This is a genomic window from Lactobacillus sp. UBA5813, from assembly GCF_002417895.1.
Taxonomy (GTDB): Bacteria; Bacillota; Bacilli; order Lactobacillales; family Lactobacillaceae; genus Lactobacillus; species Lactobacillus amylolyticus.
Genome location: NZ_DICZ01000004.1, coordinates 23,845 through 39,678, shown reverse-complemented (window position 1 = coordinate 39,678; position 15,834 = coordinate 23,845). Strand labels below are relative to the sequence as shown.

At 38.1% G+C, this 15,834-nt stretch carries 15 protein-coding genes and 1 pseudogene; 3 read left to right on the top strand and 13 right to left on the bottom strand.

Translation table 11 applies throughout. The features are described from left to right. Nucleotides 1-35: 35 nt before the first annotated feature. The 7 genes and pseudogenes from B2008_RS00515 to B2008_RS00490 all read right to left on the bottom strand — a co-directional run bounded on the left by B2008_RS00515 (nucleotide 36) and on the right by B2008_RS00490 (nucleotide 5,217). Nucleotides 36-1,970, bottom strand: a complete 1,935-nt coding sequence (locus B2008_RS00515; protein ID WP_281828667.1) for a copper-translocating P-type ATPase — start codon at nucleotides 1,968-1,970, stop codon at nucleotides 36-38. Then, nucleotides 1,970-2,347: a cupredoxin domain-containing protein gene (locus B2008_RS00510; RefSeq protein ID WP_281828669.1), complete on the bottom strand. Its 378-nt coding sequence runs from the start codon at nucleotides 2,345-2,347 to the stop codon at nucleotides 1,970-1,972. Before B2008_RS00510 ends, B2008_RS00515 begins: the two co-directional genes overlap by 1 nt. Nucleotides 2,348-2,358: 11 nt before the next feature. Continuing rightward, nucleotides 2,359-2,799 carry a CopY/TcrY family copper transport repressor gene (locus B2008_RS00505; RefSeq protein WP_281828671.1) on the bottom strand — a complete coding sequence of 147 codons (441 nt, stop codon included), beginning with the start codon at nucleotides 2,797-2,799 and terminating at the stop codon, nucleotides 2,359-2,361. A 99-nt stretch (nucleotides 2,800-2,898) separates the two neighbouring features. Next, nucleotides 2,899-3,312 (bottom strand): helveticin J family class III bacteriocin, encoded by a 414-nt coding sequence (locus B2008_RS00500; protein ID WP_414671989.1) that lies wholly within the window; start codon nucleotides 3,310-3,312, stop codon nucleotides 2,899-2,901. Beyond that, nucleotides 3,293-3,514, bottom strand: a pseudogene (locus tag B2008_RS08305) (helveticin J family class III bacteriocin); the annotation flags it as partial. The pseudogene B2008_RS08305 and the gene B2008_RS00500, both read right to left, overlap by 20 nt. A 45-nt stretch (nucleotides 3,515-3,559) precedes the next feature. After that, the gene (locus B2008_RS00495) at nucleotides 3,560-3,769 is read right to left on the bottom strand and encodes a hypothetical protein (RefSeq protein WP_281828673.1); all 210 of its coding nucleotides are present in this window, start codon (nucleotides 3,767-3,769) and stop codon (nucleotides 3,560-3,562) included. Nucleotides 3,770-3,906: 137 nt separating this feature from the next. Next, nucleotides 3,907-5,217: an NCS2 family permease gene (locus tag B2008_RS00490; RefSeq protein ID WP_281828675.1), complete on the bottom strand. Its 1,311-nt coding sequence runs from the start codon at nucleotides 5,215-5,217 to the stop codon at nucleotides 3,907-3,909. A gap of 161 nt (nucleotides 5,218-5,378) precedes the next feature. Here B2008_RS00490 and B2008_RS00485 point away from each other — a divergent pair, with 161 nt between their 5' ends. After that, a complete protein-coding gene (locus B2008_RS00485; RefSeq protein ID WP_281828677.1) occupies nucleotides 5,379-6,116 on the top strand; it encodes a MerR family transcriptional regulator in 738 nt (245 codons plus the stop codon). Nucleotides 6,117-6,181: 65 nt separating this feature from the next. Here the strand turns inward: B2008_RS00485 and B2008_RS00480 are convergent, their stop codons facing one another. Together B2008_RS00480 and B2008_RS00475 are read right to left on the bottom strand one after the other, a co-directional pair. After that, nucleotides 6,182-7,489 (bottom strand): NCS2 family permease, encoded by a 1,308-nt coding sequence (locus B2008_RS00480; RefSeq protein ID WP_281828679.1) that lies wholly within the window; start codon nucleotides 7,487-7,489, stop codon nucleotides 6,182-6,184. 227 nt (nucleotides 7,490-7,716) lie between these two features. Next, nucleotides 7,717-9,024 carry an NCS2 family permease gene (locus tag B2008_RS00475; protein ID WP_281828681.1) on the bottom strand — a complete coding sequence of 436 codons (1,308 nt, stop codon included), beginning with the start codon at nucleotides 9,022-9,024 and terminating at the stop codon, nucleotides 7,717-7,719. Between the two features lie 234 nt (nucleotides 9,025-9,258). On the opposite strand from B2008_RS00475, the gene B2008_RS00470 reads away from it, so the two are divergent. Further along, on the top strand, nucleotides 9,259-10,128 hold the full coding sequence (locus B2008_RS00470; RefSeq protein ID WP_281828683.1) for a GRP family sugar transporter: 870 nt from the start codon (nucleotides 9,259-9,261) through the stop codon (nucleotides 10,126-10,128). Between the two features lie 49 nt (nucleotides 10,129-10,177). Here B2008_RS00470 and B2008_RS00465 read toward each other — a convergent pair whose 3' ends face one another. The 3 genes from B2008_RS00465 to nagB form a co-directional block, all read right to left on the bottom strand. Then, the gene (locus B2008_RS00465) at nucleotides 10,178-10,864 is read right to left on the bottom strand and encodes a deoxynucleoside kinase (RefSeq protein WP_281828685.1); all 687 of its coding nucleotides are present in this window, start codon (nucleotides 10,862-10,864) and stop codon (nucleotides 10,178-10,180) included. 20 nt (nucleotides 10,865-10,884) lie between these two features. Next, nucleotides 10,885-11,532, bottom strand: a complete 648-nt coding sequence (locus B2008_RS00460; protein WP_281828686.1) for a deoxynucleoside kinase — start codon at nucleotides 11,530-11,532, stop codon at nucleotides 10,885-10,887. 194 nt (nucleotides 11,533-11,726) lie between these two features. Then, the gene (gene nagB / locus B2008_RS00455; protein ID WP_040457207.1) at nucleotides 11,727-12,446 is read right to left on the bottom strand and encodes a glucosamine-6-phosphate deaminase; all 720 of its coding nucleotides are present in this window, start codon (nucleotides 12,444-12,446) and stop codon (nucleotides 11,727-11,729) included. Nucleotides 12,447-12,549: 103 nt separating this feature from the next. On the opposite strand from nagB, the gene B2008_RS00450 reads away from it, so the two are divergent. Next, nucleotides 12,550-13,368: an aldo/keto reductase gene (locus B2008_RS00450; RefSeq protein WP_281828689.1), complete on the top strand. Its 819-nt coding sequence runs from the start codon at nucleotides 12,550-12,552 to the stop codon at nucleotides 13,366-13,368. Between the two features lie 98 nt (nucleotides 13,369-13,466). Here B2008_RS00450 and B2008_RS00445 read toward each other — a convergent pair whose 3' ends face one another. Then, nucleotides 13,467-15,803, bottom strand: coding sequence for an ATP-binding cassette domain-containing protein (locus B2008_RS00445; protein ID WP_281828690.1), 2,337 nt, complete (start codon nucleotides 15,801-15,803; stop codon nucleotides 13,467-13,469). Between the last annotated feature and the right edge of the window lie 31 nt (nucleotides 15,804-15,834).

Below are 15,834 nucleotides of genomic sequence, written 5' to 3'. Positions count from 1 at the left end.
CAATAATTATAATTAAAAAAGACGTAGCTTTAATGCTACGCCTTTTTGCTATCACCAGCAATTTTGGCTTTATTCAAAAGCAAGGAGCTGCTGACAACAGACACGGATGAGAATGCCATTGCTAAACCGGCAAGTTCAGGACTTAAGGTCAAACCTAATCCAACGAATAAGCCGGCAGCAATTGGAATGCCGATCGTGTTGTAAATGAGTGCCCAGAAGAGGTTTAATTTAATTCGGTTGAAAGTTTTCTTGGAAATATCAAGAGCCCGTACAACACCGCACAGATCGTTTTGGACAAGGACAATTCCACCAGAATCAATGGCAATATCAGTACCAGAGCCCATAGCAATTCCAACATCGGCGGTTGATACTGCTGGTGCATCATTTATACCGTCGCCGACAAAAGCTACTTTACGACCTTCAGACTGCAACTGTTTGATTTCACGTGCTTTTTCCGTGGGCAAAATTCCAGCGATTACTTGATCAATTCCAACTTCGTTTGCAATTGCTGCGGCTACTTTTTCATTATCGCCTGTCAGCATGATTGTCTTTAAGCCACGCTTTTTAAGTTCAGCAATTGCTTCCTTGGAACTAGGCTTAGAAGTATCTTGGATTGCAATTAAGCCAATAATGGTGGTGTCTAAGCCAACATAGACCACTGTTTTTGCTTGGCTTTGCAATTTTGCAGCTTGTTCAATTATTTCCTGGGAAATTTTTGCATCTTTCAAAATTTTTTCACTGCCGACAAAAGCATTTTGCTTTTGATAAATAGCTCTTATGCCCTTTCCCTCGACTGCTTGAAATTGAGTGATTTGCTCTAGGGGTACCTTTGCTTCTTTAGCCTTATTGACAATTGCTGCAGCCAATGGGTGCTCAGAATTTTCTTCGAGGCTGGCCGCAATGGTCAGCACTTCGTCTTGCTTTCCGACAATATCGGTAACAACTGGCTTACCAATGGTAATTGTTCCAGTTTTATCAAAAACAACAGTATCAATGTCGCTAACTTCTTCTAGAACTTCCCCATTTTTTATCAAGACTCCCATTCTGGCACTTCTTGCAGTTCCTACCATTAAAGCAGTAGGTGTTGCCAGTCCGAGTGCACATGGACATGCAATAACAATTACAGAAACAGCGAACAGCATTGCTTCAACAGCAGTTGCACCCAGAAACGCAAACCAAATAATAAAAGTCAAAATAGCAATAATGAGAACGGTTGGGACGAAAATATTGGAAATTTTGTCAGTAATATTTTGGATTGGTGCATGGCTGGTCTGGGCCTTTTTGACCAAATCTACGATTTGACTCAGCATGGTATCTTTTCCAACTTTAGTTGCTTTGAAAGTTATCGTTCCATTGATGTTGATGGTTGAACCAACGACAGCATCGCCTTTTTTCTTAGCAACTGGCATGCTTTCACCTGTTACCATTGATTCATCGATCGTAGATGAACCATCGGTAATAACACCGTCAACAGGAATTTTTTCGCCGGGTTTAACGCGAATTAAATCGCCAACTTCTACTTCTACAAGTGGAATTTTAATGTATTCGCCGTTGCGCCAAACTTCAGCGTCCTTTGCCTGTAGATTCATTAATTTTGCTAAGGCATTTGAGGCGTTGTCATGCATTTTTTCTTCCATTGCATCGCCCAGAAGAACGAAAATGGTGACAAAAGCAGCACTTTCAAAGTAGACTTCTCGACCAGTGAACATCGCAAAAATACTGTAAAAATAGGCCACGGATGTACCCACAGCAACTAGCGTATTCATATTGGCGTTATGCTTTTGAAACGCTGCCCAGGCGCTTTTCCAATATGGAGCGGCTGAAATTACCATGATGATTGTCGTTGTGATCAAAGCGATCCAATTATATCCTGGCATCATCCAGTGAAATGGCATGGCCACCATTTGAATCAACATCGGAATAGCCAAAATAAAAGATATCCAAAAGCGCTTAATATTTGAAAGTTTCATTACTTCACAATGACCTTTCCATGAAACATGTCCATTCCGCAAGCAAAATTATAAGTAGTAGCCTTGTCGGTTGGAATAGTGATTTTAGTAACTTTTTGCTTAGTTAAATCTTTATTAACGCCTAGTTGTTCAAAAACTACATGTGATAAACATGCTGTGGAGTCCTGCATGTCAAACGCAACTTGGGCAGGCACACCCTTTTTCAGTACAATCGTTGATGGTGAATAGCCGCCTTTTACAACGATTGTCGCGTTTTGCTGGTTGTTTGAAACTTGGCTGCTGCCCACTGCCTCAGTGTGTTTGCCAAAGAACCACCAAATAATAAAACCAATTAATCCAAGTCCGATAATAATTGCCAAAATTTGAAAAACAGTCATTTTATTCACTCCTAACATAAATGCGCTTTATCCGGTAAACAGTTGCAGGGAACCTTTTCCGGTGCGTCTTTTTCTTTTTCAGTGATAACCTCTTTCATCTGAGCTAAATCTTTTTTAGAAATTGGTGAATCAGATAATAGCTTTAAGATGACTTCGCCTTTATGCATGTCACACATGCGGTTTAAGAGCCCCTGAGCGGCTTCAATCATAATCTGCGTCTGACTAACCGCAGCTGTGTAAATAAACCGTCTGCCGTCCTTTTTTGTTGCAATGAGCCCTTTTTTAACCAAACGGCGCAATAAAGTTTTGATTGTTGACTCTGTCCAGTTCTTTTTAGCTTGCAACTCTTCGATTACTTGAGTAGAACTAGCGTGCTTTAATGTCCAAACAATGCGCATAATTTCCCACTCGCTATCAGAAATGGTGCTTTCGTTTTCTTGCAATTTAACCATAATAGTTTTCCTTTCGTTTACAATTGTAACTATACTCTTTAAGTTTACAAATGTAAACAATGATGCAACAAAAAAGAGAGTCTTCTTGACTCTCTGATTTTATTGCACAACATTTGCGACCCGGTAAATTCGATTTTCAGATACGGAATGAGCTTTATTCTTTTTATGATATGCCGTAGTTAAGCTTAGATTAGTTGCTGAAACATCAACACTTTCTAGCTCAGTCGCAATTTTGCGCCAGTGGGAACTGGTTACTTTATAATGCGTCCATTGAGTATATGATGTTGCGCCCAATGGGATTTTAACTAGTTCACGTGGAAACGAGCTCTTGGTTCGAGTTGGACGACGCTCACGTGAAATATAGATAGTTAAATTATTATCAATTGCGTATCCTTGAATAGAGTTTAACTGGTGTTTTTTATGTCTGAACAAATGATTAATATGAAATGCTTTTACTTTTTCTATTGAATTAAGGTTAACGGCCTTATTCTTCTTATGAGCTACGCAATCCAATGCATAATTGACAGAGTTTAAGCTGTGATCTCTTTACGTGCGGATAAGCAGCTTGCACTACATCAGTAGCGTAATTTAAATGCGTTAAATGGGGCAAAGAACTTAGTCTGGTTACTAGTTCTGATCCTTTAGGAAATCTTACGCGAGCAAGTTCGGTATCCCAGTCGTAATTGCCGCTCTTAGTATGACGTGGTTTAGCACCGACGAACCATCTACCGCTTTTGGCATGGCACGTTCAATGATTGAATCATTGCCTACTTCTTGCAATGAATAAATGTATTTTGATTTGATAACTGCTTTTTTGAACAACATCAGCGGTTAAATTTTTAAGTCGATAAACTAACCGGGGTGTGGCAGTCATAGTAGCTAAAACAGTGGTTCGACAGTTTGCTAATAAAGCAAAGGCAAAAATACTGACAGAACCGATAATAAATTTATGTATAATGCGATCTTTCATTCTTTCCCAATTCTCCAAAAAATACAACCAGATATCTATGATAGGATAATGAGAATAAATGTAAATGAATGAAAGGGCTTAAAAAAGGACAAATTTTCAGATTTAATAAAATTTGTCCTTTTAAAAATTGTTTTTATCTATAAATTAGTGATCAGGAAGAAGCCGATAAAGATGAAGAACAGAATATACATCATTATTGAAACTTCTTTATAACGCTTAGATGCGATCATTATAATTGGGTAAGCGATCATACCTAAAGCAAGTCCGTCAGAAATACTGTAGGTAAGTGGCATACCGACAACGATTAAGAAAGCAGGAAAAGCAATTTCAAATTTTTCCCAATCGATTTTCTTAAGGTTGGATGCCATCAAAACACCAACAATAATTAATGCCGGTGCTGTTACAGTGGTTGGAATAACCGTCAAAAGTGGACTGAAAATCATTGAAATCAAGAAGAAGATTCCGATGAAAATCGCAGTTAAACCAGTACGTCCGCCCATTGCAATACCGGCACTTGATTCAACGGATGTACCAAGTGGAGCAGTACCACAAATTGCACCTTCGATCATTGCAGTTGAATCTGCGGTGAAGGCTCGACCAATCCGTGGAATTTTGCCATTTTCATCAACCAAACCAGCTTGTTCAGTCATTCCGATTAAAGTTCCCGCAGTATCAAAGAAGGTAACAAGCAAGAAGGTCAAAACGACGATAAACAATTGAGGAGTGTTAATATCCTTCAAGTGGAAAATGGCCTGTCCAAAAGTTGGTCCCATAGATGGTGGGGTAGAAATAAATGTATGTGGCAAAGGAATTTGACCAATACAGATTCCGAAAATCGCGGTAACGATCATGCCGATAAAAATCGAACCTGGAACATTCATTGCCATTAAAATAACTGTAAGTACAAGGCCAAATAAGGTGATCCAAACGGCTGGTGAAGAGAATTTACCCAGAGTTACAAGTGAAGAACTGCTATCAACAATCAATTTACCATTTTGTAAACCGATGAAGGCAATAAATAACCCAATTCCGGCAGAAATAGCATATTTTAAATCCTGTGGAATGGCATCAACGACTAATTCACGCAGGTGAAGAGTCGTAATTAATACGAACAAAATTGAAGCAACTAAGACAGCTGCTAACGCTGTTTGCCAATTAATGTGCATATTGCCACAAACATTATAAGCAAAGAAGGCAGCACTTCCTAAAGTGGGAGCCAATGCGATAGGATAGTTGGCAACTAATCCCATAATGAAACATCCGATTGCGGTAGCGATCGCTGTTACGGTAAAGGCAGCTCCAGAAGGGATTCCAGCTGCGTGCAAAATGTTTGGGTTAACGAATAAGATGTAGGAGAGACTGACAAACGTGGTTAAAGCAGCGATTAACTCACGTTTAACAGTGGTATGAGCATCTTGTAAATGAAAGACTTTATCTAATGTCTGCATTTAAAAATTTCCTCCAAAATATTAATACTATAAAATGTATTGTATTTAGTTTAGCACAGATTGTTCGTGTTTGAAGTGACATTTCCTGGGAAATAAAAAAAGAGGCTTGACCTTAACGCATCGTAAACCTGTATTTTATATAGTAGAAAGAGGTGACAGTAATGTCAGATGATAAATATAGTGTTAGCGAGGCTGCAAAATTGGCTAACGTTTCGCCGAGGACGGTTCGATTTTATGATGAAAAGAATTTAGTTTCACCATCAAGCGTTGGAGAAAATGGCTATCGGATTTATACAGCCAAAGAAGTAGAACAATTAAAATTGATTTCGTATTTAAGAGAACTGGGCCTTTCTTTAAAAGACATCAAAAAATTGCTAGCTGACAAGAATAGCACGCGGTCATTGCAGCTTTTGATTGAAAGACAAAAAGAAATTAACGAAGAAAAAATAGAAGCCTTAAAAGATAAACAAAGACAAATAAAAAATTTTGAAAAAATCTTGCGTCCACGAAACTTGAAAAATGAAAATGTTGCTGACATTACAAAAATTATGAGAAATGAAATTAAATTGACGCATTACAGAAGAAAAATGTGGGTTTATGCAGCGATGATTTTCTTAATTGAAATAATCGGAATCTATGGCACAGTGCTAATGGCTAAACAAGAAAAAGTTTTTGCAGCAAGTCTGACTTTTGCCATAATGATGATTTTAATTATTATTGGTGGCACGTTATTAACGTTGATGTATTATCGTAATGTAGCGTATATTTGCCCGAATTGCGGTAGAAAATTTGTTCCAAAACTTAAACAGTTTTTCTGGGCTGCTCATACGCCTAAATTCAGAAGACTGCGTTGCCCTGAATGCCATAAAAAATCATATTGTCTGGAAGTATCACGATAAACAAAAAACCGAGTTTAAATTTGGACTCGGTTTTTTCTATGATTGAAAGAGATTTTTATATAAGGTTAGATGTTTAATACTGCAAAGTAAATGATGAAGACAACGAACAGCAACCACATCATAGGTGTAATTTGCTTGAACTTCTTAGCAGCAATCATTGAAAGTGGGTAAAAAATAATTCCCCAAGCTAAACCATCGGAAATTGAATAAGTAAGTGGCATACCTAAAACAATTAAGAAACATGGAATAGCAACTTCCAGGTTGGTCCAGTGAACGTGGGCCAAGTTTTCAGCCATTAATACACCAACGATGATTAAGGCTGGAGCAGTGACTTGAGTGGTAAAAGCACTAAGGATTGGACTGAAAATCATTGAAATCAAGAAGAAGATCCCTGTCCAAACAGCGGTTAAACCGGTTCTACCACCGACAGCAATACCAGTACTTGATTCAATGAAAGCACCAACTGGTGAAGTACCAAGAACAGAACCAACAAGCATACCAGAAGAGTCGGCAGCCAAAGCGCGACCGGCACGTGGCATCTTGTTGTCCTTCATTAAGCCAGCTTGTTGAACCAATCCGATTAAAGTACCAGTAGTGTCAAAGAAGGTAACAAGCAAGAAGGTTAAAACGATGATCCACATCTGAATGGTATTAATATAGCTAACGTGGAAAATAGCTTGACCAAAGGTTGGTGCGATGCTTGGAATTGATGAAACGATAGAAGTAGGCATTGGAATTTGGCCGATGCAGATTCCAAAAATAGCTGCCAAAATCATTCCGATAAAGATAGCACCAGGGACACGAGCGATCATCAAGAAAATAGTGACAATTAAACCAAAGATCGTAATCCAAACGGTTGGGTTGTTTAGAGCACCGATTGTAACCAAGGTTGAATCACTGTTTTGGATTAATTTACCACCTTGCAAACCAATGAAAGCAATAAATAAACCAATACCAGCTGAAATAGCATATTTGATATCTGCTGGAATCGCATCAATGATCATCTCACGGATTTTAAATACCGTTAACAAAATGAACAAAATTGAAGCTACGAAAACGGCAGCCAATGCTGTTTCCCATTTAACTTTCATTCCTAGGCAGACGGTGTAAGTAAAGAACGCATTCAAGCCTAATGTTGGAGCAGAAGCAATTGGATAATTAGCTACAAGCCCCATCACAATACAAGTAAAAGCAGCTGCTAAGGCTGTAACCGTGAAGACAGCGCCTTTATTCATTCCGCTGGCACCCAACACGTTAGGGTTAACGAAAAGAATATAAGACATACTTACAAAAGTAGTCAAACCTGCTAATAATTCTGTTTTAAATGAGGTTTTGTTCTCACTTAAATGGAAAAAACTATTGATGGAATTCATATAATCCTCCAGAATATATTGTTCGTAAATATCTGATTATATTCTATAAACTAAAGATAAAATACGAAGATTGTAATAAAATACCGAATGTTCAATTTTTATTATAACTAAATAGTTAACAATTACAACACTTTTAATTAAATATATTCGGTTTTTCTTAAATAAATCTTTGGCAATAAAAAAACTTACCTAAGTTTTCACTTAGATCAGCAACATTAATACTAAAATTAGAAATTCAAAACCCACAAGAAAATTATAAAGACAACGAACAATACCCACATCATCGGGCTAATTTCCTTGCCACGTTTTGCAGCAAGCATACAAATTGGGTAGGTGACCATTCCCCATGATAAACCATCAGAAATACTGTAGGTAAGTGGCATTCCTAAGATGATTAAGAATGAAGGAACGGCAATTTCAAGCTTATTCCAGTGAATATGAACGGTATTTTGAGCCATCAAGACACCAACAATGATCAAAGCTGGAGCAGTAACTTGAACGGTAAAGACACCTAAAAGTGGGCTGAAGATCATTGAAATTAAGAAGAAAATAGCTACAAAAACGGCTGTCAAGCCAGTTCTACCACCTACAGCGATTCCGGCACTTGATTCAACGAAAGCACCAACTGGTGAAGTACCAAGAACGGAACCAACCATCATCGCACTTGAGTCAGCAGTTAAAGCTTTACCGATACGTGGCATCTTATTGTTTTTCATAAAGCCAGCTTGTTGGGCCAAACCAATCAAAGTACCTGCTGTATCAAAGAAGGTAACTAATAAGAAGGTCAAAACAACAACCCACATTTGAACGGTATTAATATCTTTAATGTGGAAAACAGCTTGACCAAAAGTTGGAGCCAAACTTGGAGCTACGGAAATTACCTTATGTGGAAGGGCAATTTGTCCAGTGCAAATACCGAAAACAGCAGATAAAACCATTCCGATGAAGATTGCACCAGGCACTTTCAAAATCATTAAGACAACCGTTACAATCAAACCAAAAATGGTGATCCAAACGAGTGGATCGTGGAAGGAGCCTAAACCAACCAAGGTTGATTTGTTAGCAACAATCAGCTTACTATTTTGCAAACCTAAAAAGGCAATAAACAAACCGATACCAGATGAAATAGCAAACTTCAAATCAGCTGGAATTGCGTCAATGATCTTTTCTCTCAACTTGAACAAAGTAATCAAAATGAAGATGAAAGAAGCAACAAAAACGCTGGCTAGCGCAGTTTGCCAGGAAACATGCATGCCTACACAGACGGTATAAGCAAAGAAAGCATTGATTCCTAGAGCAGGTGCTTCACCGATTGGATAGTTGGCGACAATCCCCATAATTGCAGTACCAAGTGCTGCGGCAAGGGCAGTAGCAGTGAAAACTGCACCGGTATTCATACCAGAAGCACCTAAAACATTAGGATTAACAAATAAAATATAAGACATGCTGATAAAAGTAGTTAAACCGGCCAAAAATTCGGTTTTAACTGTCGTCTTATATTTATCAAGCTGAAAATAAGACTTAATAAAATTCATTTTTATCCCCATATAGAATGTTCGTGTTTTTATCTCAATTCAACAACTCTTTTACTCTATCATTCTCATATAAAAATGTAAACACGAATTATGAAAGAAATCTTATTAAAAATAGTTATTTATTGTTTGGACGTATTTCTTCGATTGAATAAAATAATTGACTGTCCGGTGATTCAACCGCTAAAATAACTTCATTCACTTACTTTTAGATAATACAAACATAGGGAAAAATTTATGAATATTGTGTATATGCTGCTACCGGCACTGGCTTGGGGCATTTTGCCGCTTGCCGTTGCACGGATTAATGGGAAACCGATTAATCAGATTTTCGGAACTACAGTTGGAACGTTAATCGTTGGATTAATTACCTTGCCTTTTATCAAGGCTGCTACTGCTCTTGATGGCAAAACATTTTTGATGGCTGCTTTGGCTGGTGCCTTTTGGGTAGTGGGCCAATTAGGTCAGTATACTGGATATGCCAAGATCGGTGTTTCTGAAACAATGCCAATCTCAACTGGTTTGCAATTAATCGGAACTTCATTGGTTGGGGTTGTGATTTTTGGAGAATGGGCTTCAACTAATGCTAAAATTTGGGGCTTTATCGGAATTGCTCTTTTAATTGTGGGAGCAATCCTTACCTCTGTTTCAGATTCCGGCACAAGTGAAGGCAGTGAAAAGAATCAAGTCGGCACTATTATCATGTTGGTCTGCACCACGCTTGGTTTTATCATTTACAACGCAATTCCACGTGCTTTGAGCGCATCTGGTTTAGCAATTTTCTTCCCAGAATCAGTTGGGATGGTTGTTGCAGTTTTAATTTATCTGCTATTTACCAAGCAAATGAAAGAAATAAAGTCAAAAAGCAGCTGGCAAAGCCTGCTTGCTGGTTTCATCTTTTCAATTGCGGCAACGACCTATATCTTGTCAGTTAAAGATAATGGTGTTAACATGGCATTCGTTGTTTCTCAACTTTCAGTAGTTATTTCTACCTTAGGCGGAATGATTTTCTTGCATGAAAAGAAGAGCAAGAAAGCTATATTCTTTACTATTACTGGTTTGATTTTAATTTTTGCTGGTGCAATTTTAACTACTATCATGCATTAATTTCATTAAATAAAAATTCCTGCGAGGATGTAATCTTGCAGGAGTTTTTTTATGCTTCGATTTGAATATCGGTTGATTTATCCCAGTTGAGTGACAATTTGCCGATAGATTTCAATTTAGCAACGATTTGATCCAAGACGATCTCACGGTCCTTCTCAGAAGCCATAAAATCAAACTTGTCACCATCGATTTCCATCTTAGGTGAATGATCATATTTTTCATACCATGGCTTGTAGTAGCTTAATAAACGCTTATAGTAGTCTTCTAGCGTTGAATCGTAACTAAGCTGTTCATACGGACGACCACGTTTTTGAATTCGTTTGATCATCATATCATATGAAACATTAATGTGAACAAGCAAATCTGGGTTCTTCTTCGGCATCCGCTTCAATTCGCCCATCATATTGTTCAATAATTCATAGTAGGTATCTACTTCTTCTTGTGTGGCACGACCAATATCTGCGTTCATTTGGAAAAATAAGGCATCTTCATAAATTGAACGGTCAAGTACGTTATTATCTGCGGTTAAGGCTTCTTTGATACTGTGAAAACGCGTATTTAAAAAATATACTTGAAGCAAGAATGCGTACTTTTTTGGATCAGCATAAAAGAGTGGCAGAACAGGGTTGTCGTCAACACTTTCATAAAATGGTTTAGTACCTAAATATTTAGCTAAAATTCCGGTTAAACTAGATTTTCCGGCTCCAATGGGCCCGCTTAATACAATAACTGTCATCACTTTCCTTCTATCTAGAGTTATAAATTACCGATTTCACGCAATTTATTGTCGATCTCATTCAAAACTTCTTTTTTGGCATCTTCATCAACGATAAAATCAAGATTATCGCCGTTAATTTTCATTTTAGGAGAAGCATCATAGTGCTCATACCAAGGTTCATAGTATCTAAGAAGTCTAGCATAATAATCCTTCAGACCAGGATCACTGGAAAGCTGTTCATATGAACGGCCGCGCTTTTTAATCCGGGTAAGCATTGTTTCGAGCGAAACATGAATGTAAATTAATAAATCTGGCTTTTTGCTTGGATTGCCAGGCGTGTCTTCCATCATGTTTTCAAGCAAATCGTCGTAGATCTTGAACTCAGTTGGATCGGCAATCCTGCTATCCACGTTCATCTTGAAGAAAAGTGCATCTTCATAAATTGAACGGTCAGAAACGCTGTTCTTTTCTTGAACTGCTTGATTAATTTGAGCTAAGCGGTGGTTGAGCAGATAAGTATTAAGCAAGAAGGTATAACGCTTCATATCCTTGTAGTATAGGGGAAGAACGGGATTGTTATCGACGCCTTCATAAAATGCTTGCGTACCTAGATGTTCGGCTAAAATACTGGTTAAACTGGATTTTCCGGCTCCAATGGGCCCACTTAAGACAATAACTTGAATCACACTCTTTCTTCAACACAATATGTAGAACATTAAATAGTTTAATACGATATATTGTGTCTAACAAGCAATTTTTTAATTCTGTTAAACGGTAAAAAGTCAAGTTCTGGATTTGTATTTTGAGTAGAAATCGAATAGAAATAAAAATACCAGCTAAGCATTTTTGCTTAACTGGCATTTCTTATCATAAATTTTGTTTAGTTCTTATATTTATCGTCAAGTTCTTTGGCAGCTGCCTTGTCAACGATTACCGTTACGTCAGCATGCTTTTGCAAAATTGATGCAGGAACATCTTCAGTGATTGGACCTTCGATCATTTCTTTAACGGCATGAGCTTTCTTTTCGCCAAAGGCCATCAAAACGATCTTCTTAGAAGCCATAATGTTGGCTGGACCCATACAGATAGCACTCTTTGGCACTTCATCAATATTGTCAAAGAAGCGAGAGTTGGCCTTGATTGTATTTTCAGTCAACTTAACTTCGTGGGTGCCGATTTCAAATGAAGTACCTGGTTCGTTAAAAGCAATGTGACCATTGCGACCGATACCTAACAGTTGAATGTCGATTGGGTTGTCCTTAATGATTTGATCGTATTTTTTACAAAAAGCAGGAATATCTTTTGCCATTCCATCTGGAATATAAGTCTTCTTGAATGGCTTTTTATCAAATAAATGTTTTTGCATAAAGTAATGATAACTTTGAGGATTATCTGGCTTTAAACCAACGTATTCATCCAGGTTAATACTAGTAAGACCAGAGCAGTTAAGGTCGCTTTTTACCCAGTTTTGGTAAAGAGTTTCTGGAGTAGAACCAGTAGCAAGGCCTAAAACCTTGGCTCCGTCTTTAATCCCTTTTTCGAAAATTTCAAATGCTTTAGCTCCGCCTTCAATTTGGTCTTCTGTAACAATAACTTTCATCATAAATAAATCCTCCTTTATTTACTGGTCTAGTCCATTATAAAATGGTCTATGCCATTTTGTCAATCGAAAAATGTAGTAAAATCTAAGTGAGGTGAAAAAGATGGACTTAACTGGCTTAGGGATAGGTACCTGGAATATAGGTGAAGATCCTAAAAAGAAAAAAGACGAAATTGCAGCAATTAGATATGGATTAGATAATGGCATTAAGATTATTGATACTGCCGAGATGTATGGTGAAGGCAAAAGCGAAACCTTGGTTGGTCAAGCAATTAAAGGTTATGATCGTAGCCAAATGTATCTTATTTCTAAGTTTTACCCTTATCATGCAACGCCTGAACTTGAGCGCAAAAGTCTTGAAGCTAGTCTTAAGAGATTAGGAACGGACTACTTAGACTTATACTTGCTTCATTGGCGGGGCAGTCACCGGTTATCAGATACGATTCGTGGATTGGAAGATCTAAAAAAGGAAGGTCTGATTCGGCAATGGGGTGTTTCAAACTTTGATACTCCTGATATGAAAGAACTTTTTTTTGTACCAGGTGGTCAAGCATGCTTTGCCAATGAAGACTTGTATAACTTGGATCACCGCGGCGTTGAATATGATCTATTGCCATGGCAAGAGGAAAATAAGGTTAACTTTATTGGCTACTCGCCATTCAATTCAGGCAAAGGCAATACGATCAGAATTACGCATAATTTAAAGACTGTAGCGCGTGATCATGATGCTACGCCACACCAAATAATGCTTGCTTGGGCCTTGCGCAGTGGGAAAATTTTATCAATTCCTAAATCAGGCAAGGTTAGTCATATGAAGGAAAATATTGCAGCACAAGAAATTAAACTTAACGATGATGAATTGCGGTTAATCAATTCTGATTTTCCACAACCGACTCACAAGCTGCCACTCGATATGATATAAAAGAAAAACCGTCTTTCCAGATTGGAAAGGCGACTTTTTCTTTAAAAATATTCAGCTTTATTTTATGACTTTTTCACATAAAAGTTAATGGAGCTGTTTTATTCGCTTCTAAGAGCGATTGCGGCATCCTTTTTGGCTGCCATTCTTGCTGGCAAGTGTCCACCGATTAATGTCAAAACAGTAGAGATGATGATCAGATAAAGCGCGTGAAGCGGATTTAATTGAGCTACGTTTGCCAAGTCAGTTATGTTGTAGATAACCGTATTAATTGGAAACGTCAACAAGTATCCAATTCCAACGCCAAGTACACCGGCGAAGACACCTAGAATAAAGGTTTCGGCATCAAAGACGCGTGTAATGTCGCGTTTTCTGGCACCTAATGCTTTAAGCACTCCAATTTCTTTGGTTCTTTCCAAAACAGAGGTGTAAGTCAAAATACCGATCATAATCATTGAAGTAATCAATGAAATAGCGGCAAAGGCGATCAAAATCGTTGTCACACCATTAAGCAGGCCACCAGTCATCTTGGTTACGGCGCTGGACATATCGGTATAGACAATTTGATTCTTTTTACTCTTGCCTTTGTTCCACTTATCTAAGTAATCAAGTACCTTATCTTTAGCGTCAAAATTATTTGGATAAATCATGATGCCAGTAGGGATGCTGCTGCCGCCAAGTGTTTGCATCATTTGCTTCTTTTCGGTTGCAGTCATTGCTTGACCAGTCATCACATTGCGGTTGGTCTTCTTTTGTGCCTTAACAATTGCTGAGTTTTTGTTCTCGTTGATAATTTTTTGAGTCAACTTATCGCTGTAAGCGACACCGCTTGAAAGAAGCTGCATTGAATCTTTACTCTTTGGTCGGATAACTGCAACAATTCTTAGTTTGGTACCATTGTTGTACATGCTGCTAGTCGCTTTTTTCGGAATAAATATGCCAGTTGGCAATTTTTGGTAGTAGTCATCGTTAGCAACAACACTGAATTCTTTACCAATCAAGCTGCTTAATTTGATCTTAGAATTGTTTTTCACATTGAGACCTAAATTCTTCAATGCATTGATATTAACCGTATTTTTGTTGTCGGCAACAATAACTAAATCTGTCGCTTTAGTTGGCCAAGTACCAGAAAGCAATTGATAATTCTGTTTCAAAAAATTGCCTTTGTTTTTATTCAAAGTAGTGGGGAATACGCTGGATCCGATTCCCATCGAGCTCATCGCTTGGCTGCGCATTTGAGAAACCGATTGATTGGAATTAGGGTCAGTAGTAGAAAACTGTACTTTTTCAGCCTTGCCATTCTTTAGCCCTAATAGATTCAAGCTGGTTGCTCGTTGATAAGAAATATTGTTGGCATAGTTAGGATTGATTTTTTTAACGTAGTTAACATAAGCTTCCGTGATTTTATTGATGTGCGTGCTCTGTTCGGCCTCGTCAGGCTTAGCCGTGACATAGCCGCGATTTTTGACATTTTTATCGGATTCCTTACGGTTCTCCATGGCTGTCATGTCAGTGGCAGTTGCCGTGATTGCCACTGGATATTTTGCCAGAGCCTTTCTCATCGTAGTATCGATTTGTTTTTGAAAACCGTTTGAAATCGACAATACGACCGCAATAGAGATAATTCCGATACTCGAAGCAAAAGCGGTTAAAATAGTTCGCCCTTTTTTAGTCATAATGTTGGTAAAACTAAGTTTAATCGCGTTCCAATAAGACATCTTTGTTCGTTTAAGGTTGAAAGTGTCTTTAACTTCGTTAACTTGGTAAGGGTCAGAATCATGCAGAATTTTGCCATCTTGGAAATTAACGATTCTAGTGGCATATTCCTTAGCTAGTTCTGGATTGTGAGTAACCATAATTACCAAGCGATTTTTGGATAGCTTCTTGATCAGTTTCATGATCTGAACGGAAGTTTCAGTATCTAGCGCCCCAGTTGGTTCATCACATAGCAAGATGTCGGGATCATTTGCGATTGCCCGGGCAATTGCGACACGCTGCATTTGACCACCGGATAACTGGTTTGGATTTTTGTGCATGTGCTCTTTTAAGCCAACTTCGGTCAATGCTTGAATAGCCTTTTCATGGCGCTCTTTAGCAGGTACCCCGGATAAATTCATTCCTAATTCTACGTTATCAATAATTGATAGGTGAGAGATTAGGTTGTAGTTTTGAAAAATAAAACCGATCGTGTTGTTGCGGTAAGCATCCCAATCAGTTTCCTTAAAATTCTTGGTAGATTTTCCGTTGATAATCAAGTCACCGCTATCATAGCGATCAAGTCCGCCGATAATATTTAGCATCGTAGTTTTACCGGAACCACTTGGACCTAAGATGGCTACGAATTCTTGATCACGGAAAGAAATAGAGACATCGTCCAAAGCATGAGTGACGGTGTCTCCAAGGTGGTAAGATTTACGAATATCTTTTAGTTGAAGCATACTTTTTACCTTTCCCAAACTAACAATTTAT

Coding starts and splice junctions, on each gene's coding strand:
- B2008_RS00515 (WP_281828667.1), bottom strand. CDS start 1,970: ATGAAACTTTCAAATATTAAGCGCTTTTGGATATCTTTTATTTTGGCT.
- B2008_RS00510 (WP_281828669.1), bottom strand. CDS start 2,347: ATGACTGTTTTTCAAATTTTGGCAATTATTATCGGACTTGGATTAATT.
- B2008_RS00505 (WP_281828671.1), bottom strand. CDS start 2,799: ATGGTTAAATTGCAAGAAAACGAAAGCACCATTTCTGATAGCGAGTGG.
- B2008_RS00495 (WP_281828673.1), bottom strand. CDS start 3,769: ATGAAAGATCGCATTATACATAAATTTATTATCGGTTCTGTCAGTATT.
- B2008_RS00490 (WP_281828675.1), bottom strand. CDS start 5,217: ATGCAGACATTAGATAAAGTCTTTCATTTACAAGATGCTCATACCACT.
- B2008_RS00485 (WP_281828677.1), top strand. CDS start 5,379: ATGTCAGATGATAAATATAGTGTTAGCGAGGCTGCAAAATTGGCTAAC.
- B2008_RS00480 (WP_281828679.1), bottom strand. CDS start 7,489: ATGAATTCCATCAATAGTTTTTTCCATTTAAGTGAGAACAAAACCTCA.
- B2008_RS00475 (WP_281828681.1), bottom strand. CDS start 9,024: ATGAATTTTATTAAGTCTTATTTTCAGCTTGATAAATATAAGACGACA.
- B2008_RS00470 (WP_281828683.1), top strand. CDS start 9,259: ATGAATATTGTGTATATGCTGCTACCGGCACTGGCTTGGGGCATTTTG.
- B2008_RS00465 (WP_281828685.1), bottom strand. CDS start 10,864: ATGACAGTTATTGTATTAAGCGGGCCCATTGGAGCCGGAAAATCTAGT.
- nagB (WP_040457207.1), bottom strand. CDS start 12,446: ATGAAAGTTATTGTTACAGAAGACCAAATTGAAGGCGGAGCTAAAGCA.
- B2008_RS00450 (WP_281828689.1), top strand. CDS start 12,550: ATGGACTTAACTGGCTTAGGGATAGGTACCTGGAATATAGGTGAAGAT.
- B2008_RS00445 (WP_281828690.1), bottom strand. CDS start 15,803: ATGCTTCAACTAAAAGATATTCGTAAATCTTACCACCTTGGAGACACC.